Below are 22,858 nucleotides of genomic sequence, written 5' to 3'. Positions count from 1 at the left end.
TTTGCATCACAAAAAAAAAATCAGCATCATTTTTATGAAAAAAATATTGACAGTCGTTGTGGCACTCGCCTTGTTGAGTTGTTCCGGAGAAAAAGAAAAGCAAGGAAACTTAGATTTTTCGGGGAAAATACAAGGGTTGAAACAAGGAAAATTATATATCCAACAAATTAAAGACACAGCGTTTGTAGTAATAGATTCGGTTATTTTTAATGGTGATGAAAATTTCCAAACCAATTTTCAAATTGACGAACCACAAATGCTCTATTTATTCTTGGATCGTGGGGAAACTAACAGTATCGACAACAATTTAATGTTTTTTGCCGAACCCGGAAAAATGACTTTGAATACCAAGCTGGCAAGTTTTTTTGCTTCCGCAAAATTTACTGGCTCAGAAAATCAAAAATTATATGAAGATTATCAAAAAATGATGTCTCGCTTTAAAAATTCGCAATTAGAATTAACCGAAAAAAAGTTGCGTGCTTTTCAGTTTAATCGCCAAGCACCCTCTGACCTTGACCAAAAAAATAATGACTTAGTGAAGCGTAAATATTTATTTGCCATTAATTTTGCCATCAACAATAAACAGCACGAAATTGCACCTTATGTAGCTTTATCAGAAATTTATGATGCTAATATAAAATATCTCGACACCATCAATAATTCATTGACACCTAAAGTGGCGAAGTCTAAATATGGCAAGATGTTATCGGATTTTATAGCCGAAAGAAAAAAATCAGAGCAATAAAAAAAATCGGCTGGAAATTTCTCCAGCCGATTTTTTTTTAAGACGAGTAAAAACAAAAAACCATCACGTTGTGATGGTTTTTTTGATTGAGCCGATAGAGGGACTCGAACCCACGACCTGCTGATTACAAATCAGCTGCTCTAGCCAGCTGAGCTACACCGGCATCTCAATTCGGGTGCAAATATAATTCTGAAATTTATTTTTCCAAAAAAAAATCGCACTTTTTTATGATTTTTTTTTCTTACAATGCATTGATTTTAGTAACCAATTGAGTTGCAGCCGTTTCTAAATCTTTGTGAATTTGCTTAAAATGTGCTTTTTTGTTTTCAACATTTTTAGCGTTTACTTTTCCGATTAAATTATCGAAAGTAACGATTGCTTCATCAATCAAAGCCTCAGAAGCTTCAGTTGGTTTTCCGGTAGTTGACATTTCCCAGATGTAAACCGCTTCAATAATATCTCCTAAAACGTAGTTGATGTCTTTCTTTAAATTCTTAACGTTTGCCATTTTTATATCATTTAATTTGCGTGCAAAATTACGCAATATCTTTTATTAATGTAGTTTTTAAATGTAAATTTCTAAAAGCGTCGCTTTTCCACTTAATTTAAACTGCGATAAAGCTGCGGGAATTAATACAGTATCGCCTTTTTTGTAGGAATAAGTTTCATTTCCGGTAACGATTTCAAAAATTCCTTCCATGCACATGTACACCCGGAAACAATCGTTAGTAATGTTAACTTCTATTGTTTTATCAATAGGTAAATAGTTGGTTATAAAATATTCGCAATGCACCAGTTGGTTTGCTTCGTTTACAGTTTTGGCATATTGTTTTTGAGCATCCGTTGAGTTATAATTTATTGCGTCAAGCGCTTCTTCAGTGTGTAGTTCACGGGAATTTCCTTGCGCATCAACTCGATCCCAATCATAAATTCTGTAAGTAATATCGCTTGTTTGTTGAATTTCGGCAATAACAATTCCGGCGCCAATAGCGTGAACGGTTCCTGTTTCTAAGAAAAAAACATCGCCTTTTTTAACCGGAACTTCTTTTAAAATGGATAATAAATTTTTGTTTTTAAGCGCTTGCAAATATTCTTGTTGGTCCGAATTTTTTTTGAAACCTACCACAATCCTTGCATTTTCATCGGCTTGCATGACGTACCACATTTCGGTTTTACCAAAAGAATTATGGCGTTTTTTGGCTAGTTCGTCATTGGGATGCACCTGAATTGACAGATCTTCGCGAGCATCAATGAATTTAAATAATAATGGAAAAGTTGTTCCAAATTTCTCAAAAATACGGTTGCCCAAAATTTCTTTTGGAAATTCTTTTAGTAACCAATTAAAAGATTTTCCTTGAAACTGACCGTTCATTACTTCGCTAACACTATTCTCAACGCCAGAAATTTCCCAACTTTCGCCAGTAGTGGGGGATTCGATATTTTTGTTAAAATCAGTTTGTAATTTTTTACCGCCCCAAATTCTATCTTTTAAAATGGGTGTGAAGGTAAGTGGATAAAAAACTTCGCTCATTTTTTTTATTTGAAATTACTGCCTTCCACAAAATTTTTGGTTACAAAATTTCATTCTTTTTTTGTAATTTGAAAACTATAAACCTCGATAGGTTACAAAGTTTCTTGGGGTTTCGTACAACGTGATTTCGAGTTCCATATTGGCATCAATCCTCGGTTTTATTTTATTATAAATCACTACTGCAATATTTTCTGCAGAAGGATTTAATTCAAAAAATTCTGGCACGTCGAGGTTTAGATTTTTATGATCAAACGGAATTTCAACTTCTTGCAAAATAATTTCAGCTAAATCTTTTATATCAATCACAAAACCGGTTTCGGGATTAATTTCCCCGGTAACGCTTACAATCAATTCATAGTTATGTCCGTGAAAATTAGGATTATTGCATTTGCCAAAAATCAAATTGTTTTTTTCATCGCTCCAATCTTTTCGATACAAACGATGAGCGGCATTAAAATGGGCTTTTCGACTTACGGTAACTTTCATTCAGTTGTGAATTTGGAGTTGATGGTTTGAAGTTAGAAGTTTGGTGTGAAACCTCAAACTTGAAACCTGAAAACTTTTTTAAACCTTTGCTTTTTCTAAAAAATGATAAAATTCCTCAAAAATTATTTTAAACCAAGCGGTGTAATTTTCCGGATTTTCTTTGAGATCTATTTTAATTCCATCGATGTCCATCCACTTCCAGCTTTCGGCTTCGTCTTTATTAATTTTAGGAGCTTCATTATAGTAACCAATCATCACATGGTCAAGCTCATGTTCGGTTAAACCATTGTCAAAAGGGGCTTTGTAAATAAAATGAAACAGTTCTTTGAGTTCGGTTGAAAAACCCATTTCTTCTTGTAATCTGCGGTTTCCGGCTTGCAAATTAGTTTCACCTTCACGCTGATGACTGCAGCAAGTGTTGGTCCACAACAAAGGCGAATGGTATTTATTTGCAGCTCGTTGTTGCAGCATCACTTGGTTATTTTCGTTTAAAATAAAAATCGAAAATGCGCGATGCAACACGGCTTTTTCGTGTGCTTCCAATTTTGGCATCAGCCCAATTTGTTCGTCTTTTTCGTTGACTAAAATTACTTTTTCTTCTGTCATAGTATTTTTATAGCCCGTCAAAAATACAAAAAAGAAATGGGTTGTAGAAATTCGTTCAAAATTGCGTAATCCCCATTTTTTAAAGGTTTTATTTTTGAAAAGTAATTTCAAATAAATGAATCAGTAAAAGATGTCAATGAAAAAATGGATCAAAATAATGGAAAAAACATCATTGGCTGATAGCTAACGATTCTGCAATTTTCAACGCACATTTTTCACCGTCGATTGCCGCAGAAATAATGCCGCCGGCATATCCCGCTCCTTCTCCACAAGGATACAAACCTTTGATTTGAACGTGTTCAAAAGAAAAATTATCGCGTGGAATTTTTACGGGCGAAGAAGTTCTGGATTCTGGAGCATGCAAAATCGCTTCGTTGGTGTAATATCCTTTCATCGATTTGCCAAACTGAACAAATCCTTCGCGTAAAACTTGAGTGATAAATCCGGGAAAAACCTGACCCAGTTCTACCGACGAAGTTCCGGGAACGTAGGAAGTTTTTGGAATATCCGCAGAAATTTTACTTTTCGTAAAATCAACCAATCTTTGTGCGGGTGCTTTTTGCGTTTTGCCTGCCAAATGCCACGCTTTTTGCTCGATACTTTTTTGAAATTCCATTCCAGCCAAAGCGCCAAATTTTGCAAACGGCTTAAAATCTTCTAATTTTAATTCGACCACAATTCCGGAATTTGCCGTTTCCTGATCCCGTTTTGATGGTGACCAACCGTTTGTCACCACTTCTCCAGGACTTGTCGCGCAAGGTGCAATGACGCCTCCGGGACACATGCAAAAAGAATACATGCCACGGCCGTTCACTTGTTTCACGATGGAGTATGGAGCTGGAGGCAAAAAATCGCCACGGTAATCACAACTGTATTGAATTTTGTCAATCAAACTTTGCGGATGTTCCGCTCGAACGCCAAGTGCAAAAGGTTTGGCTTCGATGTGAATTTTTTTTCTGTCGAGCAATTCAAAAATATCTCGAGCTGAATGTCCGGTTGCCAAAATAATTTTCTGAGCTTCAATGACCTCGCCATTTTGCGTAGCAACACCTTGAACTTCATTATTTTTTACCAAAATATCAACGACTCTTGTATTGAAAAGTACCTGACCCCCAAATTCAATAATTTTTTCTCGCATTGCCTTGATAATTTTCGGCAATTTATTGGTCCCAATGTGTGGATGGGCATCAACTAAAATTTCTTCGGAAGCGCCAAATGCCACAAAAAGTCGAAGAATCCTATCAACGTCTCCGCGTTTTTTGGAACGGGTGTACAGTTTTCCATCCGAATAAGTTCCTGCTCCACCTTCGCCATAACAGTAATTAGAATCTTCGTTGACAATGTGATCGCGGTTGATGGCTTTTAAATCACGGCGGCGTTCCTGAACATCTTTTCCACGTTCGATTACGATGGGTTTTAGTCCTAATTCTATCAATTGTAAAGCGGCAAAAAGTCCCGCAGGTCCTGCACCAATTACAATTACTTCTTGATTGTTTGAAACATTGCGGTAAGGCGGCAAATTAATTTTATTTTCTACAAATTTTTCGTTGTGAAAAACAGCAACTTTAAGATTGATTTTGATATTTTTTTGTCGGGCATCAATCGATCTTTTTACAATGGCGATATGCTGAATTTCGCTTGGTGAAACCTGCATCAATTTAGACACAAAATCAGTTAATAATGTTGCATTAACTGCCACTTCTGGCGAAACTTGTATTTGAAATTCTCTTGGCATGGTGCAAAGGTAGGGAAATTTGATCTGTATTTTTATGGGTTTTTGAGCACTACTTTTATAATTCTACACTTGGATTAATGGTGTTTTTCTAAAAAGTTGTAAAAAAAAAGACCTAATTTTGTGTTAGGCCTTTTCCGGAATTTAATTTATTTAATTTTTGACAAATTTGCTATTCGAAATTTGGTTTCCTGCTTTTACTTTTAAGAAGTATATTCCATTTTGTAATTCTGATACAGAAATAAATTTGATTTCATCTTGATTTTTCACTTCTTTAACTAATGCTCCTGTGATTGAATAAATGGAAATTGAAGCTATTTTATTTCCGCTATGGTTTTCGACATTAAGTATAGTTGTAGCTGGATTTGGATAAAGCGAGATTATTTGGTTTAAATTATGTTCTTCTAATCCTAAAGCTACTGCAGATTCCAAATAATCTGGAAGACCGTTATTATTTGTGTCGTCATCGGCTGGATTGTTATTTTGATTATAGTCTTCATTTATGGTTAATACACCATCGCCATCATCGTCGTTGTCAAGATAATTTGGAATTCCGTCGCCATCTGTATCTATTAGCGAGTTTTCAAGATTTCGCCCCTGATTTGCGAAAACATATTCTACCGAAGTAAGAATCATATCTCCGTCATCGTCGTTATCTAAAAAATCTGGAATTCCATCGCCATCTGTATCGTCATTAGCTAAATTTCCGTCTTGATTTAAATCTTCTGAAATAGTTGGAACTTGATCTAAATCATAATCAACAGAACAGTTGATAATAGACAGGTTTAATGGTGTGATTATGTTGTCGTTTAATGCAAAAATTGTTTGTGATGCTCCTGAAGCTACTGTGTAAATTGGCGATAATGCATTTAATTCATTTTCTGCGTCTGCTAGCGTTTGATAAAAAGTTGTGTTATTAGATGAACCTGAATTTATAACCGTGAGGTCAAAAGTTTCTGTGCCATCGTTATCAATATCGCAAAAAATAAAATTATTGGACTGATTAATAGAAGGCAGTTTAAATCTCCAGCCTTCTTGAGTAGCCATCCAAGATGTGTTATTTTTACCCGAAGCAATTATAGCCGTAGTTCCTGATTGATCAACTATTCCCAAAGTTGCTCGCCCAGAATTCCATGCTGTGCAGATCGGTTTATCAATGATTTGAACATCAATAATATTTAAGGTTTCATAAAGTATAATTTGAAAACTACTTAGCAATGTTGTACAATTATATTGCGGTTGGTTGCTAAAAAGAACTACAAATTTTCTATAAGGTGCGCTTCCGACGATTGCGTACGAAATTGCCGCAGATGATACATTCGAACCGTTGTTATACATATCATGAAAACTTCCCATGATTGAATTTTTTATGGGAATTGAGATGTTGGGAAATGTTCCTGAAATTTGCCATGGTGAAGTTGTGTTAGCAAGACTTGTTCTAAAATCGATATATCCGTTTGTACTTACAACCATTTGATTATAAGTATTTCCAAAGTAAGTAAATCCAAAGCCAATGTTTATTACACTCGAATATTGATCGTCCATACTTGGTATCAAGGCTTGATTGGGCATAGTATAAACTTGGTGCGGAATAGGTGTAACTGAATAATTGGTTTGAGCAGAGGCAATAGTTGCTAAGCAAAAGAAAGAAAATACCGCTGAAAATTTTATTAAGTAATTATGTTTCATACATTTAGTTTCTAACAAATGTACAAATTTTGGAACATAAAATTAAGATTTTAATTTACAATTATCACACTCAGAAATCAGCGAACAGTTTTTAAGTGGAAGATCTCATCAAAACCTAATCATAGAAAAAAAAAAGGCAAATTCACCCTATTTTATCAAACCTAATTTCATTTTTTAAAAAGAGTTGATTACCAAACATTATTTTTACAATTTATTCTTCAAAAATTTCTCCTCTGTGTGGTTTTAACGCATCTCGAACGGCAATCATATTCTGGCGTTCCACGACCATAAACGCGATGGAATGCATCTCATTAATAATCTGAAAACCGGTAGCAATCATAGGAAATTTTTCCATTTGAATAAATTCTTTCAAATGAAGTTCGTGGTGTTCAGCGGTTTTTTGAGCTGCCGGACCACGAAAATCCCAAATCAGTTTTATTTTTTCTTCCATAAAAATAATTTTGACAAAAATACAAAAGTCCGAAAGTTCCTTTGTTCGCTTTTAAATGTTTATTTTTGAAAAAAAACTTCTCTTAAAATGCTCAAATATATTCTTTTGTTGTTTCCGGCAACATTTTTCGCACAAGAACTTTCGGAAAATCAGGCCAATCATTTGGCGCAACTTCCTTTAAAATGTTTGCAACAAGAATACCCGAATAAATTGGGGCAATTGCTTAACGACGCCAGCGAAATCCAATCTCCGAAAACGCTTCATCCCGCATTTTACGGCTGTTTTGATTGGCATTCTTCGGTTCATGGACATTGGAGCTTGGTGTATTTGCTGAATCGTTTTCCAAATCTTGAAAATAAAAATGAGATTATTCAAAAATTAAAAACCAATTTATCTAAAGACAATATTGCTGCCGAAGTCGCTTATCTTTCAAAAAAACACGAAAAATCTTTTGAGAGAACCTACGGTTGGGCTTGGATCTTACAATTACAATTGATTTTGGAACAATCCGATGAAGATTTCGCAAAAGAATTGGCGCAAAATCTAAAGCCGTTAACAAAATTGATTGAAGAAAGATATGTAGAATTTTTACCAAAATTAAATTATCCGGTTCGGGTTGGAACGCACAATAACACGGGTTTTGGAATGAGTTTGGCTTGGGATTATGCGGTTTTTTCGAAGAATGAAAATCTGCAAAAAGTGTTGCAAGAAAATGCCATCAGGCTTTTTGGCAATGACGAAAATTGTCCGTTTGCTTGGGAACCTTCGGGAACGGATTTCTTGTCGCCTTGTTTGGAAGAAATGGGAATTATGCAGCGTATTTTGCCTGAAAAAGAATTTATAGTTTGGATGAAAAAATTTGCTAAACCACTTTTTGATAAAAATTTTAAATGGGAATTAGCGAAAGTTTCCGACAGAACTGACGGTCATTTGGTACATTTAGACGGCTTGAATTTTAGCAGGGCTTGGAATTTTTACCACCTTGCCAATCAGTTTCCAAAGGAATTTTCGCACTTAAAAAAAGTGGCCAACGAACATCTTGTTTATTCGCTTCCAACGGTGGTGGACGGAAATTATGAAGGCGAACATTGGCTGGCAACGTTCGCCTTAAAAGCTTTTTCAGAAAAATAATTTAACCAAAAATTAATTGGCCACTTCGCTGATAAACTTGATTCTCATTAATCGAAGTTCTTCAATATCATAATCGCCGTCAAATTCTTTGAGTGCTAATTTAATACTATCCGATTCAGATTCCATGAAATATTCTTGAATTTCTTCTTGCTGGTCTTCGTCTAAAATGTCATCAATCCAATATTTAATGTTAAGTTTCGTCCCAGAATACACAATTTGCTCCATTTCTTTAAGCAAAGCATCCATGTCCAAACCTTTGGCTCGAGCAATATCGTTTAATGATAATTTTCGATCCACATTTTGAATAATATATAACTTCAACCCTGAATTGGCTCCTGTGGATTTTACTACCAAATCATCCGGCCGAATGATGTCATTTTCTTCAACATATTTGGCAATTAATTCTACAAATTCTCGACCATATTTCTTGGCTTTTCCTTCTCCAACGCCGTGAACATTTGACATTTCTTCGATTGAAATCGGATATTTTAAAGCCATATCTTCAATCGACGGATCTTGAAAAACTACAAACGGAGGAACGCCTAACTTTTTGGCAACTTTTTTTCGAAGGTCTTTTAAAATTCCCGTCAACACCTCGTCTGCCACGTTTGAAGATTTTGAAGAAGTGATGATCGAATCGTCTTCGCCTTCTTTGTATTCGTGGTCTTCAGACATCATAAAAGAAGAAGGATTTGCAATAAATTGTTTTCCTTTTTCGGTTAATTTTAAAATTCCGTAAGTTTCGATGTCTTTTGACAGATATCCATCGACCAGTACCTGACGTATTAATGCCATCCAAAAACGTTCGTCTTTATCAGTTCCACATCCAAAAAAAGATTGGGCATCCGTTTTATGGGCTTTAATCGTAGCATTGACTTTACCCATCAGGGTAAAAACAATTTCTTTAGCTTTATAAAGATGTTTAGTATCTCGAACTACTTGAAGTAATTTTACCACATCATCTTTGGCTTCCACTTTTTTCTTCGGATTCCGAACATTATCATCCATATCCGCTCCTTCGCCGGTTTCGGAGTCAAATTCTTCTCCAAAATAATGCAGTAAAAATTTACGGCGCGACATAGAAGTTTCGGCATAAGAGACTACTTCCTGAAGCAAAGCAAAACCAATTTCTTGTTCAGCCACGGGTTTTCCTGCCATAAATTTTTCAAGTTTTTCTACATCTTTGTATGCATAATAAGCCAAACAATGACCTTCTCCACCATCACGTCCTGCTCTTCCGGTTTCTTGATAATAACTTTCTAATGACTTTGGAATATCGTGGTGAATTACAAAACGCACATCTGGTTTATCGATTCCCATACCAAAAGCAATGGTTGCTACCACCACTTCCACATCTTCCATTAGAAACATGTCTTGATGTTTCGCTCTGGTTTTAGCATCTAAACCAGCGTGATATGGAACCGCACTAATGCCGTTTACTTGTAAAACCTGCGCAATTTCTTCTACTTTCTTTCGGCTTAAGCAATAAATAATTCCTGATTTACCTTTATGTTGCTTGATAAAACGTATAATGTCTGACTCAATATTTTTTGTTTTCGGACGAACTTCGTAATACAAATTAGGTCTGTTAAACGATGCTTTAAAAGTGTTAGCATCTGTCATATCAAGGTTTTTCAAGATATCTTCCTGAACTTTTGGCGTGGCAGTTGCGGTTAAACCAATTACCGGGATGTTGCCCAATTGCTTGATTATGTTTCTCAAGTTTCGATATTCGGGACGAAAATCGTGACCCCACTCCGAAATGCAATGTGCTTCATCTATCGCTACGAAAGACAAGGGAACGCTTCGCAAGAAAGAAGTATATTCTTCCTTGGTTAATGATTCTGGAGCAACATACAATAATTTTGTAATGCCCGATACAATGTCTTTTTTTACTTGAGCGATTTCGGTTTTGGTAAGCGATGAATTTAAAACGTGGGCAACGCCATTTTCAGAAGATAAACTTCTGATGGCATCAACCTGGTTTTTCATTAAGGCAATAAGGGGGGAAACCACAATGGCGGTACCGTCTTTAATTAATGCCGGAAGTTGGTAACATAAAGATTTACCGCCTCCCGTAGGCATAATCACAAAGGTATTGTGGCCCGAAATGATACTCTTGACAACTTGTTCCTGCAAACCTTTGAATTGGCCGAAACCAAAAAATTTTTTCAGTTCTTTGTGGATGTCAATTTCGTTTGAATTCATTCTATATTTATATGGTATTTTGCGTAAATTTGCATTATATAAAGATACAATTTTCTTTTACAACCACAAATTTTATAAAAATTCTGTTTTGATTCAAAAAGATACCATACTCGCTTCAGCACGAAATACCATTAAAGCTGAAAGTGAGGCAATTGCAAAACTCTCTGATTTTTTAAATGATGATTTCGCGAAAGCGGTAGAAATTATTTACCACTCTAACGGTCGATTAGTGATAACAGGAATAGGTAAAAGTGCGATTATTGCTCAAAAAATTGTCGCCACGCTAAATTCCACAGGAACGCCATCGGTATTTCTTCATGCCTCCGAAGCCATCCATGGTGATTTAGGAATGGTTCAAAATGGTGATGTGGTAATTTGCATTTCTAAAAGCGGCAATAGTCCAGAAATTAAAGTTTTAGTACCACTTTTAAAAAGATTTGGAAACAAATTAATTGCCATTACCGGTAACTTAACTTCTTTTTTGGCGAAACAATCCGATTTCGTTTTAAACGCGTATGTTGAAACAGAATGTGACCCGATTAATTTAGCGCCAACAAATAGCACTACAGCACAACTCGTTTTAGGCGATGCTTTAGCCATTTGCTTAATGCAGCTCCGCAATTTTAAAGCCGAAGATTTTGCCAAATTCCATCCGGGAGGCGCTTTGGGAAAAAAATTATTGCTTCGTGTGGCAGATATGCTTGATGCTTCGCATAAACCAGAAGTAAGTCCGGAGTGTTCGGTTAAAAAAGCCATCGTAGAAATTTCTCAAAAACGACTTGGGGTAACCGCTGTTGTGGAAAACGAAAAAATCGTGGGCATTATTACCGATGGCGATATCAGAAGAATGTTGAATAATTACGATAATTTTTCTAACTTAACTGCTTCGGACATCATGACCAAAAATCCGAAGAGCATTAAATCTTCTGATATGGCGGTTGAAGCTTTAAATTTAATGGAAGATTTTTCAATCACTCAATTGATTGTAACCGAAGATAACAAATATCTAGGAATCATTCATTTGCATGATATTTTAAAAGAAGGAATTGTTTAAAAAATAATGGCGAAAACAAAAAAAAATCCGGGAGAGATGTCTTTTCTCGACCATTTAGAGGAATTACGCTGGTTGCTTATCAGAAGCACTTTGGCAATTGTAATAGCAGCTGCAGTAGCATTTTACTTTGCTGATTTTATATTTGATAACATTATATTTGGACCTAAAAATCCTGATTTTATCACTTACCATTGGTTTTGCGAAGCAAGTAAATTTTTCGGCGGAACCGGTGAAGGTTTTTGCAATAATCAGGTTAATTTTGATATTCAAAGCCGAGTTATGTCGGGGCAATTTAATGCTCACATCTGGACCTCAATTACTGCTGGCTTTATTTTGGCATTTCCTTTCGTATTGTGGCAAATGTGGCTCTTTATCAGTCCGGCTTTGTATGATAAAGAAAAAAAGCAAGCCAAACTTTTTATCGCCATTTCATCAATTTTATTTTTCTTAGGAGTGTTATTTGGTTACTTTATCATTTGTCCGCTGTCTATCAATTTTTTAGCGGGATACCAAGTAAGTCAGCAAATTGAAAATAATATTGATATTGACAGTTATATTTCCTTGGTAAGAAGCACTACGATTTCTTGTGGTTTAGTTTTTGAATTACCTATTGTAATGTTTTTCTTATCTAAACTGGGATTAGTGAACCCGTCATTCCTTCGCAAATACCGAAAACACAGTTTGGTAATTATTCTTATCGTTGCGGCAATCGTAACACCACCAGACATTGTAAGTCAAATAATTGTAACAATTCCGTTAATGATTTTATACGAATTTAGTATCCTGATTTCTGGTTGGGTACTTAAAGCAAAATTAAAAAATGAGCAACTTAGTTAAAGAATTTAATGATTACCGCCAAGTAATGAATGATAAATTGCTGGCAGACGATAATAAAGTAATTAAAAGAATTTTTAATCTTGACACCAATGCTTACATGGAAGGCGCTTTGGATGTGAAAACCAAAGAACTTCTTGGCTTAGTAGCTTCAGCCGTTTTGCGTTGCGATGATTGTATCAAATATCATTTGGAAACTGCCTTCAAACAAGGAATTTCTCGTGCCGAAATGATGGAAGCCATGAGTATTGCTACTTTAGTTGGCGGAACGATTGTCATTCCGCATTTGCGTCGTGCTTATGAATTTTGGGAAGCATTGGAAAATAATCAATAATAACCCTGATGCAATTATTTGTTAATTCAAATAAGCGATTGACAAATTTTAATTTTATTTGTGCCATAAAAAGTGACTTTGCGATAATTCATTATCTCAAAAATTTTCCATTCAATGATGAAGTTAAGAGCTGAAAATTTAATCAAAACATACAAAGGCAGAAGCGTTGTAAAAGGCATTTCCGTGGAAGTTAATCAAGGCGAAATTGTGGGGCTTTTAGGACCAAATGGTGCCGGAAAAACAACTTCTTTCTACATGATTGTAGGATTAGTAAAACCTAACAGCGGAAAAATTTTCTTAGACAAAACAGAAATTACCGATTATCCAATGTACAAGCGAGCTCAAAACGGTATAGGTTATCTTGCCCAAGAAGCCTCGGTTTTTAGAAAACTCAGCATTGAAGATAACATTATGAGTGTTTTGCAATTGACCAATCTTACGAAAGATGAACAAGAAGCAAAAATGGAAAGTTTAATCTCAGAATTTAGCTTGAATCACATTCGTACCAACCGTGGCGATTTACTTTCAGGTGGCGAAAGACGCCGAACCGAAATTGCTCGCGCTTTGGCAACAGATCCAAAATTTATTTTGTTAGACGAACCCTTTGCAGGCGTGGATCCCGTTGCTGTTGAAGATATTCAGCGAATTGTAGCACAACTCAAAAATAAAAATATCGGAATCTTAATCACGGATCATAACGTTCAGGAAACCCTCGCCATTACTGATAAAACTTACTTAATGTTTGAAGGTGGAATTTTAAAAGCTGGAGTTCCCGAAGAACTTGTGGAAGACGAAATGGTAAGAAAAGTATATCTCGGACAAAATTTCGAACTCCGTAAAAAGAAACTTGATTTCTAATAGATATATGATTTACGATATTTGATTTAAAATTTAGACCATCATAAATCAAATATCATAAATCAAATATCATAAATCATAAATCGTTAATCAACCGCGTAATACAACAGCTGTTTTTTCGTGCCGTTATAAACATTTACGTCCACCAAACCTTTAATTCCGGGAATTGTAGCCTGCTCGCTAAATTGCCAAAACAACCAATCATCCTTAATTTCTTCTACGAAATAATTATAATTGGCAATCCAAAAATAATATTCCGAAAATTCTTCCTCTAAAAAATCCCGGTAATAACTTTCTCCCGAATATATAATCGGCTTCACTTTGTAATGTGCTTCCACCTTGTCAAGCCAGCGTTGCAACCCCACTTTTAAACTGTCAATTGATTGATTTTTAGGCAATTGCTCAATATCCAAAACCGGAGGCAAATCACCTTTGATCAATTTTACGGTTTTAATAAAATTTTTGGCTTGTTCCAAAGAATTTTCATTTGGGCGATAATAATGATAAGCACCACGAACCAAATTATGTTTTTTTGCCGATTTCCAGTTCCGCAAAAACTTCGCATCCACCCTATTTTTTCCAGCCGTAGCACGAACAAAAACAAATTCCAGCGGATATTTTTGCTGAATATTCCTTGCCTTTTCCCAATCAATCATCCCTTGATATTCCGAAACATCAAACCCGAAAATTTTCCCTTCATGTCCTTCTAAAACATCTTTAATTCTAGCTTCAGCCAATTTTTTCTCCTTCGGCGAAAGCTTTTTATCGGTTTTAAAACTAAAATAATACGCCAATGCCACACGATAATGATAGCCCAAACCACCCATAATCGCAACCGCCAAAATCCACAGCAAAACCTTCAGCCGCAAGCCCGAAAGCCACGGTCTTTTGACCACTTTCCGCGACTTTGCTTTTGCTTTACTCGACGCTTTTTTCATGATTTAAAAATAGAAAAATTTTCCAGAGTTTTTTTTTGGAGCAACACATTTGGCACCTTTGCCATCCCTATTCCTGCTTTCCGCTGCAATCTCCCGCAATTCCGCAAGCTTCATTGCGGCAGGATTTCCGCTACAATCAGGGCTAGGAAATAATCAAAAAGGCATTTTTGGAATCCTTCGTAACAAACGGCAACTTAAAAATCGCTGGCTTTTACCTTCGTTTTAGAAAAATTCAATCCCACCGAAAGGCAAATGTAAAAGATAATAATCAACGGTACGGCTAACATTTTCAAAAAAATCAACATTACCAATGAGGCCAATAAAAAGAAAACAGGTAATTGCATTTTTTTCCAAGTAAATTCTTTAATCTTCAAAGAAAAAAGCGGAATTTCAGCGTTCATCATATAAGCACTTAAAACCGCAATTCCCAATAAAAAATAAAAATTCTCGAACATTTCGCTGATAAAAGGAAATTTATTTTGCATTGCAATAATTGGTAGCGACATTATAAAAAGTGCATTTCCAGGTGTTGGTAACCCAATAAAACTATCGGTTTGCCTTGTATCAATATTAAATTTTGCCAAACGATAACACGACCCTAAAGTAATTAAAAATCCTGCAAAAGGCAACGCAAAATCGCTCCATTCATAAGCCGGAAAACCAAGCGATTGATGCATCATTTTATACATAACAAATCCAGGAACTACGCCACTTGTCACCATATCCGCAAGCGAATCGAGTTGTAATCCCAAAGCACTAGGAACTTTTAAAATTCGGGCAAAAAAACCGTCAAAAAAATCTAAAAAAATTCCAAGTGCCACAAACGAGAATGCCAACAGGAAGTCATTATGGGTTACAAAAATCAAGGCAAAACAGCCCGATAAAAGATTGAGCAACGTAATAAAGTTAGGAATATGCGCTTTGATTTTCATCTGTTTTTTTTGTTTCTGCACAAATTTAATACAATAACTTGACAGTTTACTACGTTCTTTTGTCAAGATTTTTTACCAAACCGAAAAGTAGTTTTTGGCTCGATAAAAATTTATACTTTTGGAAAAATTTAAAAATCGCTATTTTTAACCCTTCAGGCTTTGAAAAAACTCATTATTGCCGCATTTTTATCCGCAACAATTTTTGTGCAAGCGCAAACCGTTCGTAAATATTCAAACGAGTTTATGAATATTGGTGTTGATGCTGCTGCAATGGGAATGAGTAACGCTGTGACAGCAAGCGTTGCCGATGTAACATCTGGGTATTGGAATCCCGCAGGTTTGGTAAATCTTGAAGATAAACAAGTGTCGCTCATGCATGCGAGTTATTTTGCTAACATTGCTCAATATGATTATGCCGGGTTTGCCATGCCAATCGACAATGAAAGCGCTTGGGGACTTCATCTCATCCGTTTTGGGGTTGACGATATTTTAAACACCACACAATTAATTGACAGCGAAGGAAATATTGATTATAACCGAATCAGTCTTTTTTCTACAGCTGATTACGGCGTGACATTTTCTTACGCCCGAAAATTAAAAATTCCAGGACTACAATACGGCATTAATGCCAAAGTAATCCGTAGAATTATTGGAGATTTCGCCAGTTCATGGGGATTTGGTTTTGATGCCGGTTTACAATTTGAACGTAACGATTGGAAATTTGGCTTAATGCTTCGCGACATTACCACTACATACAACATTTGGAATATCAACGAGGAAGAATTCAACAAAATTAAAGATGCTATTCCCGGAGAAAATCAAGAACTACCCGAAGATTCCGAAATTACCATGCCAAAAGCACAATTTGGAATTGCCAAAAAATTCATCATTCGCTACGATTACAGCATTTTAGCGGCGGCAAACCTCAACATGAATTTTGCCCAAACTAATGACATTATTTCTACTGATTTTGTAAGCATTGATCCGGCAATTGGGGTAGAATTTGGTTATACCGATTTGGTTTTTCTCAGAGCTGGAGCGGGAAATTTCCAAAATGTTATGCAAATTGATGGTACAGAAAAAATAGGTTTCCAACCAAACATTGGCGTGGGTTTTAAATACAGAGGTGTTCAAGTAGATTACGCTTTAACTGATATTGGCGATCAAAGTGTGGCTTTATACTCCAATATTTTTTCTGTAAAAGTCGATTTAGGAATTTTCCGCAGGTAACTTTGTTTCGTGAGTAAATAATACAATTTTTTCGTCAAATCGTGTAAGCAGATTAAAGATAAAAATAGTCAACTTTATGATTATCAATCTTTAAACTGCCACCAATGAAAAAAAAATACACAAACTCCAGCGAACCTTTCAACAAAAAACAGCAAGATTTAGCACCCGAAAAATCTTTTGGTCATGACCAATACCTCACCACAAATCAAGGTGTTAAAATCAATGACGACAACAATTCGTTGAAAGCTGGAGACAGAGGACCTTCCTTATTAGAAGATTTTATTTTACGCGAAAAAATAACCCATTTTGACCACGAACGCATTCCGGAAAGAATTGTTCACGCGAGAGGTTCTGCTGCTCATGGATATTTTCAGCCTTACGGCAACATTTCTCAATATACCAAAGCTAGATTTCTTCAAGATCCCAATTCTATCACGCCTGTTTTTGTTAGATTTTCGACCGTTGCAGGATTCAGAGGTTCGACCGATTTGGCTCGTGACGTTCGTGGATTTGCCGTAAAATTTTATACTGAAGAAGGGAATTATGACTTGGTCGGAAATAATGTTCCCGTCTTTTTTATCCAAGACGCCTCAAAATTCCCGGATTTAATTCATGCGGTAAAACCCGAACCCCATCACGAGATGCCGCAAGCAGCATCAGCTCACGACACTTTTTGGGATTTTATTTCCCTCATGCCAGAATCCATGCACATGATCATGTGGGCAATGTCTGACCGTGCGATTCCCAGAAGTTACCGCATGATGGAAGGTTTCGGCGTCCATACTTTTCGCTTTATCAATGCGGAAAATAAATCCACTTTTGTAAAATTTCATTGGAAACCCAAATTAGGAACCCACGCAGTCGTTTGGGATGAAGCACAAAAAATTTCTGGAAAAGATCCAGATTTTCATCGTAGAGATTTATGGGAAGCCATCGAAAACGGCAATTATCCGGAATGGGAACTTGGCGTGCAATTGATTCCGGAAGAAGATGAGCATAAATTTGATTTCGACTTATTAGATCCTACTAAAATTGTTCCGGAAGAATTAGTTCCGGTAACGTTAATAGGTAAAATGGTACTTAATAAAAATCCGGACAATTTTTTCGCCGAAACAGAACAAGTTGCCTTTCATCCGGGTCACGTAGTTCCGGGAATTGATTTTACAAATGATCCGTTATTACAAGGTCGATTATTTTCATATACTGATACACAATTGTCCCGTTTGGGAAGTCCAAATTTTCATGAAATTCCCATAAACCGTCCCATCAATGCCATGCACAATAACCAACGTGACGGTCACATGCGACAAGAAATCAATACCGGAAGAGTCAGCTATTTTCCCAACTCATTAGGTGGCGGTTGTCCATACCAAGCCAAAATGGCTGAAGGCGGTTTCACCAGTTATGAAGAACGTATTGACGCCAAAAAAATTCGGGAACGAAGCGAAAGTTTTAAAGATCATTTTAGCCAAGCCGTTTTATTTTATGAAAGTCAAAATGAAACCGAGAAACAACATATTGCCAATGCTCTAAAATTTGAATTGAGCAAGGTAGAAACGGTTGTCATTCGCGAACGGATGGTGGGATTATTGGCAAAAATAAACGAAAATTTAGCGAAAGAAGTAGCGGCAAGTTTAGGCATTGTCATCAAAGAAATTGAAAAACCAATCAACCAAGGAATTGGTGCCGATACCGATTCTCAAAAACACGAACCGACAACTGCGAAAAAACCTGAAACACTTTCCAAAGCGTTAAGCATGATCGAAAATCCTACTAATCCAAATGATATTGCAACGAGAATGATTGCGTTTTTGTGTTCGGATGGGGTGAATGAAGATTCTGTAAATATCATGAAAAATGAATTGGAATCTAAAAATGCTGTAGTGAAAATAATTGGCACGAATGCCAATTCCATCAAATGCGATTCTGGAAACACTTTAAAGGTTGATTTTAACCTGCTTTCAACTACTTCTGTTGTATTCGATGGCGTGTTTATTCCTTCGGGAAAAGAAAGTGTGGAAAAATTAGTACAGCAACCCCAAACAGCAGAATTTATCAATGATGCGTTCAAACATTGTAAACCAATTGCCGCTGAAAATGAGGGAATTCATATTATTTCTAATTCTGATATTGGTAAAAATATAACATCAGACCAAAAACTTCCGGCAGGTGTTTTTTCGGAAAAAGAAAATAAAACACAACTCACTGAAAACTTCGTCAATGCTTTGGCGAAACATCGCATTTGGGAACGTGAAAAAATTTTAAATTAAAAAAAAAAAGATATGAAAGCAGCTGTTTTTCACGGTCCGGGATCAATAAAATACGATACCGTTGACGATCCAATTATCAAAGACCAACAGGACATTATTTTAAAGGTGACTTCTACAGCCATTTGCGGAAGCGATTTACATATTTTTTCAGGAGGGTTTCCGCAACCGCGACCGATGGTTTTAGGTCATGAATTTATGGGAATTGTGGAAGAAGTAGGTCGTGGTGTTACTAATCTCAAACGTGGCGATCGTGTGGTTGTGCCGTTTCCCATCGCTTGTGGTGGCTGTTTTTTCTGCAACCACGATTTGCCCGGACATTGTGAAAATTCCAATCCGGAACATTACGGTCCCGAAGGAGGTTTGCTCACCGAAAAAGGTGGCGCTTTGTTCGGCTATACAGATTTGTATGGCGGTTATGACGGCGGTCAAGCCGAATATGTTCGAGTGCCTTACGCTAATTTCGGCCCCAGAAAAGTGCCGGATAATTTAACCGATGACCAAGTTTTATTTTTAACTGATATTTTCCCAACAGGTTATTCCGGGATCGACTGGGGTAATGTAAAAGGAGGTGAAACCGTGGCGATTTTTGGTGCAGGTCCCGTAGGAATTATGGCTGCAAAAAGTGCATGGCTTCGTGGTGCTGCTCGAGTTATAATTGTTGACACCGTAAAATATCGATTAGACAAAGCCAGAGAAACTGCAGGTTGTGAAACGATTCAGTGGGAAAATGGTGCCAAAGATGTTGTGGAACAAATCAGAGATTTAACGCAAGGTCGAGGGGCTGACGTATGTGTTGATGCCGTGGGATTTGAACCCGATAGAAATTTATTAGATCGTGCAAAAGCCGTCATTAACTTTGAAAAAGGTTCAGTAAAAGTGTTGGAAGCTTGCATGAGTGCCGTTCGTCGAGGCGGAATCGTGTCGGTTTTGGGCGTCTATCCTACCACTTATGACAATTTTCCCATCGGGCAATTTTTCGACAAAGGCATTAGCATTCGTGGCGGGCAAGCTCCAGCCCACAAACATATTGACAAACTTTTGGGTTATGTTACCGAAGGTAAAGTAAAATTGGAGGACATCATTACTCATCGTTTACCTCTCTCCAAAATTTCACACGCATACGATATTTTCGATAAAAAAGAAGATGGTTGTGTAAAAGTGGTGCTCGATCCTTGGGCATAAAATTTAAAAGGCGGAACTGGTTTCCGCCTTTTTTTTGTAAAACAATTAAGCAAAAAGTAAATTCTTTTAAGGATATTTGCGCTACAATTTACGCTTATGTCAAAGATTTTTCTGTTTCTTTTTTTATCGCTTACGCAAATAGTTTCCGCGCAAAATACCCTAAGCGAAAATGCCCAAGTAAGCATCCTAACTGTTGGAACTGCTAACGAATCTCACACGCTTTACGGTCATACCGGTTTACGCGTGAAAGATCAAAAGCGCGCTATTGACATCGTTTATAATTTTGGTTATTTTGATTTTAACACGCCTTATTTTTTAGCAAAATTTGTAAAAGGCGATTTGCAATATTTTGTAGCCACTAATTCTTACGCTTCCTTTTTAGAAAATTACCGTCAGGAAAATCGTTCGGTTTATGAGCAAACGCTAGATTTAACGCTTGCGCAAAAGCAACAATTATTTGATAATTTAAACCAAATATTATTTTCTAACGAGCGCTTTTACACTTATAAATTTATTGATAGAAATTGCACTACGATGGTAATTGATGAAGTCAATAAAGTTTTGGGAGGCAAAATCATCGACACTAAAAAACCAGTTAACGAAACCTATAGAGAAATTTTAAATCCTTACCTGAGCAAAAATTTTTACCAGCAATTAGGTGTAAATATTATTTTTGGGAACAAGACTGATCAACCTGCCGAAAAGTTATTTCTTCCACTTGAATTGCTCGAAGTCCTTAGAACCACAAAATTTAACGGAAAACCACTCACCACCAATACCGAAATTTTATTTGAAGCACAACCCGTAACTTCAAAATCAATTTGGAATAATCCAATTACCTATGCGATGGCGATTTTGTCAGTAATCATTTTTAGAAAAAAATACCTCACGGCTTTCTTTTTTATGTTATTGGGAATATTTGGGGTATTCCTTTCATCAGTAGGTTTTTATTCGTTACATGAGGAAGTTTTGGCTAATTACAATATTTTGCTTTTCAACCCAATCCACATTTTGACGGCAATTTTTCTACTTCGGAAAAAACAAAAACCTCTAAAATTAACGGCTATTGTCACTTTAATTTGCTTAGCTATTTATTTCACTATTGTGATTACCCGTGACCAATTTTGGCTATTATTTCCTGTTATGATAACGGCTGGATATTTTTTATTCAGGTTCGCTTTCGCAAAAAATACTCAGGTCATAAGGTGATTATTGACCACGATAAAATAAAATAGTGGAAATGGTTTTGATGGTAATGTTTACATCAAGAAAAATACTGCGATGCTTGATGTAATATAAATCATATTGGAGCTTGATTAAGCTGTCTTTGATGGAATCTCCATAAGAATAATTCACTTGAGCCCAACCTGTAAGTCCCGGTTTAATTACGTGCCTGGTTTGGTAAAAGGGCATTTCTTCGGCAATTTGTTTTACAAAAGCTGGTCTTTCTGGTCGCGGTCCAATGATTGCCATATCATTTTTGAGCACGTTAAGAAATTGAGGGAATTCATCAATTCTGGTTTTTCTTAAAAATTTTCCAAATGGTGTAATGCGATGGTCATTTTGAGTCGCAAATATTGGGGTACCGTTTTCGGCATTACGAACCATTGTCCTAAATTTGTAAATCTTAAAAGGAATTCCGTTTTTTCCAATACGTTCTTGAGTGTAAAAAAGCGGCCCACGATTACTTACCAAATTTCCAATCAAAACAATCGGTAAGAGACAAATTCCTACCAAAATTCCGCACAATGATATCAATATTTCCATCATTCGGGCAAAAATAAGGTACAAACGATTTTGATTGCTTCGGCTAAATGGAAAATAACGGTAGAAATCTTTGCCAACGTATTGAACCGGAATACGTTGTGTGATATTTTCGTACACCTGTGTATATTCGCGAATGATAAAACCTTGCTCTAATAAATTTAATAATTCGTTATAAATAGCTACGGTAATTCCATCAGTTTTTTGAGAAGCAATAACAATTTCCGAAATACCATTGGTACGACTAAACATATTCAAATCTTCGATAGATAAACATTCTAAAGTTGAGCTAGAATCTGTATTCTTTCCTGTATTAATAAATCCTAATATTTTATAATGTGGATCAACTTTTTGCAGAGATTGTGTCAGTTCATCTAATTGACTACCATCACATACAATCACAACTTTTTTAAGAAATCTTTTTGAGCCTAAAAAAGTTTGGTAAAATATACGCCATATTAAAAGTGATGAAGTAATCGCTAAAAAAAAGTAAACAATTTGTAAACGATTAGATGGTAAAACTGGGGTTAATATTGGTGTTAATAAAAACACTAACACCGTTGTGGCTGAAGTGAGTAATATACTTCTAATGATTTGAAACTGGTTAGAAGCTACTTGCAAATTGTAGATCTCAAAAACGGTTCCAATGACGTTAATATACAATCCTAACAATAAAATAGATTGTACACTATTAGCATCAAAATACCTAAAATTAAGCAATTTAGACACCACTAGTAAGGCAAACGCTACTGCAATTACATCGAAAATACGAAGCAAAATTTTCCTTTCCGAAATTTCAAAATGTATTTTCTTCTTGTGGTTTTGCATTAAAGTAAAATTTGTATGGAAAAAACAGTTGCAAGTTAATGCTTTACATTTAAAA

Annotated in this window: 21 protein-coding genes and 1 tRNA gene; 10 read left to right on the top strand and 12 right to left on the bottom strand. The window is 36.0% G+C overall.

The features are described from left to right. Positions 1 to 34 precede the first annotated feature (34 nt). A complete protein-coding gene (locus GV828_RS06630) occupies positions 35 to 745 on the top strand; it encodes a DUF4369 domain-containing protein (protein WP_166536699.1) in 711 nt (236 codons plus the stop codon). An 89-nt stretch (positions 746 to 834) separates the two neighbouring features. Here the strand turns inward: GV828_RS06630 and GV828_RS06625 are convergent. The 8 genes from GV828_RS06625 to GV828_RS06590 all read right to left on the bottom strand — a co-directional run bounded on the left by GV828_RS06625 (position 835) and on the right by GV828_RS06590 (position 7,240). Then, positions 835 to 908: transfer RNA gene (locus GV828_RS06625), tRNA-Thr, on the bottom strand. Positions 909 to 986: 78 nt separating this feature from the next. Beyond that, the gene (locus tag GV828_RS06620) at positions 987 to 1,253 is read right to left on the bottom strand and encodes a hypothetical protein (protein WP_166536698.1); all 267 of its coding nucleotides are present in this window, start codon (positions 1,251 to 1,253) and stop codon (positions 987 to 989) included. Between the two features lie 57 nt (positions 1,254 to 1,310). Further along, complete coding sequence (locus GV828_RS06615) at positions 1,311 to 2,276, bottom strand: type I phosphomannose isomerase catalytic subunit (protein WP_166536697.1); 966 nt, start codon at positions 2,274 to 2,276, stop codon at positions 1,311 to 1,313. A gap of 75 nt (positions 2,277 to 2,351) precedes the next feature. Next, a complete protein-coding gene (locus GV828_RS06610) occupies positions 2,352 to 2,762 on the bottom strand; it encodes a 6-pyruvoyl trahydropterin synthase family protein (RefSeq protein ID WP_166536696.1) in 411 nt (136 codons plus the stop codon). Between the two features lie 78 nt (positions 2,763 to 2,840). Further along, the gene (idi, locus tag GV828_RS06605; RefSeq protein ID WP_166536695.1) at positions 2,841 to 3,368 is read right to left on the bottom strand and encodes an isopentenyl-diphosphate Delta-isomerase; all 528 of its coding nucleotides are present in this window, start codon (positions 3,366 to 3,368) and stop codon (positions 2,841 to 2,843) included. Between the two features lie 169 nt (positions 3,369 to 3,537). After that, positions 3,538 to 5,103: an NAD(P)/FAD-dependent oxidoreductase gene (locus GV828_RS06600; RefSeq protein ID WP_166536694.1), complete on the bottom strand. Its 1,566-nt coding sequence runs from the start codon at positions 5,101 to 5,103 to the stop codon at positions 3,538 to 3,540. Positions 5,104 to 5,253: 150 nt separating this feature from the next. Continuing rightward, a complete protein-coding gene (locus tag GV828_RS06595; protein WP_166536693.1) occupies positions 5,254 to 6,789 on the bottom strand; it encodes a T9SS type A sorting domain-containing protein in 1,536 nt (511 codons plus the stop codon). Between the two features lie 211 nt (positions 6,790 to 7,000). After that, positions 7,001 to 7,240, bottom strand: a complete 240-nt coding sequence (locus tag GV828_RS06590) for a hypothetical protein (protein ID WP_166536692.1) — start codon at positions 7,238 to 7,240, stop codon at positions 7,001 to 7,003. 87 nt (positions 7,241 to 7,327) lie between these two features. Here GV828_RS06590 and GV828_RS06585 point away from each other — a divergent pair, with 87 nt between their 5' ends. Beyond that, complete coding sequence (locus tag GV828_RS06585) at positions 7,328 to 8,371, top strand: DUF2891 domain-containing protein (protein WP_166536691.1); 1,044 nt, start codon at positions 7,328 to 7,330, stop codon at positions 8,369 to 8,371. A 12-nt stretch (positions 8,372 to 8,383) separates the two neighbouring features. Here the strand turns inward: GV828_RS06585 and recQ are convergent, their stop codons facing one another. Continuing rightward, complete coding sequence (recQ, locus tag GV828_RS06580) at positions 8,384 to 10,579, bottom strand: DNA helicase RecQ (RefSeq protein WP_166536690.1); 2,196 nt, start codon at positions 10,577 to 10,579, stop codon at positions 8,384 to 8,386. 88 nt (positions 10,580 to 10,667) lie between these two features. Here recQ and GV828_RS06575 point away from each other — a divergent pair, with 88 nt between their 5' ends. From GV828_RS06575 to lptB, 4 genes are all read left to right on the top strand, one after another. Then, positions 10,668 to 11,633, top strand: coding sequence for a KpsF/GutQ family sugar-phosphate isomerase (locus tag GV828_RS06575; protein ID WP_166536689.1), 966 nt, complete (start codon positions 10,668 to 10,670; stop codon positions 11,631 to 11,633). 6 nt (positions 11,634 to 11,639) lie between these two features. Further along, positions 11,640 to 12,470 (top strand): twin-arginine translocase subunit TatC, encoded by an 831-nt coding sequence (gene tatC, locus GV828_RS06570; protein ID WP_166536688.1) that lies wholly within the window; start codon positions 11,640 to 11,642, stop codon positions 12,468 to 12,470. Next, positions 12,454 to 12,801, top strand: a complete 348-nt coding sequence (locus GV828_RS06565; protein WP_166536687.1) for a carboxymuconolactone decarboxylase family protein — start codon at positions 12,454 to 12,456, stop codon at positions 12,799 to 12,801. The genes tatC and GV828_RS06565 overlap by 17 nt, the downstream gene beginning before the upstream one ends. 117 nt (positions 12,802 to 12,918) lie before the next feature. Next, positions 12,919 to 13,659, top strand: coding sequence for an LPS export ABC transporter ATP-binding protein (lptB, locus tag GV828_RS06560; RefSeq protein ID WP_166536732.1), 741 nt, complete (start codon positions 12,919 to 12,921; stop codon positions 13,657 to 13,659). An 86-nt stretch (positions 13,660 to 13,745) separates the two neighbouring features. Here lptB and GV828_RS06555 read toward each other — a convergent pair whose 3' ends face one another. Further along, positions 13,746 to 14,597, bottom strand: a complete 852-nt coding sequence (locus tag GV828_RS06555) for a glycoside hydrolase family 25 protein (RefSeq protein ID WP_166536686.1) — start codon at positions 14,595 to 14,597, stop codon at positions 13,746 to 13,748. A 194-nt stretch (positions 14,598 to 14,791) separates the two neighbouring features. Then, complete coding sequence (locus tag GV828_RS06550) at positions 14,792 to 15,529, bottom strand: CDP-alcohol phosphatidyltransferase family protein (RefSeq protein ID WP_166536685.1); 738 nt, start codon at positions 15,527 to 15,529, stop codon at positions 14,792 to 14,794. Positions 15,530 to 15,688: 159 nt separating this feature from the next. On the opposite strand from GV828_RS06550, the gene GV828_RS06545 reads away from it, so the two are divergent. The 4 genes from GV828_RS06545 (at position 15,689) to GV828_RS06530 (ending at position 21,420) form a co-directional block, all read left to right on the top strand. Beyond that, positions 15,689 to 16,759: a putative type IX sorting system protein PorV2 gene (locus GV828_RS06545; protein ID WP_235935422.1), complete on the top strand. Its 1,071-nt coding sequence runs from the start codon at positions 15,689 to 15,691 to the stop codon at positions 16,757 to 16,759. Between the two features lie 104 nt (positions 16,760 to 16,863). Further along, on the top strand, positions 16,864 to 19,029 hold the full coding sequence (locus GV828_RS06540; protein ID WP_166536684.1) for a catalase: 2,166 nt from the start codon (positions 16,864 to 16,866) through the stop codon (positions 19,027 to 19,029). Between the two features lie 12 nt (positions 19,030 to 19,041). Further along, positions 19,042 to 20,211 carry a zinc-dependent alcohol dehydrogenase gene (locus tag GV828_RS06535; protein WP_166536683.1) on the top strand — a complete coding sequence of 390 codons (1,170 nt, stop codon included), beginning with the start codon at positions 19,042 to 19,044 and terminating at the stop codon, positions 20,209 to 20,211. A gap of 96 nt (positions 20,212 to 20,307) precedes the next feature. After that, positions 20,308 to 21,420: a lipoprotein N-acyltransferase Lnb domain-containing protein gene (locus GV828_RS06530; protein ID WP_166536682.1), complete on the top strand. Its 1,113-nt coding sequence runs from the start codon at positions 20,308 to 20,310 to the stop codon at positions 21,418 to 21,420. On the opposite strand, the gene GV828_RS06525 is transcribed toward GV828_RS06530, so the two are convergent. After that, positions 21,421 to 22,803, bottom strand: coding sequence for a sugar transferase (locus tag GV828_RS06525; protein WP_166536681.1), 1,383 nt, complete (start codon positions 22,801 to 22,803; stop codon positions 21,421 to 21,423). Positions 22,804 to 22,858 lie beyond the last annotated feature (55 nt).

The sequence above is a fragment of the Flavobacterium ichthyis genome (assembly GCF_009915155.1).
In the GTDB taxonomy this organism is placed as follows: Bacteria; Bacteroidota; Bacteroidia; order Flavobacteriales; family Flavobacteriaceae; genus Flavobacterium; species Flavobacterium ichthyis.
Note: the sequence above shows the minus strand (reverse complement) of the source record. Positions and strands in the feature narration are given on the sequence as shown.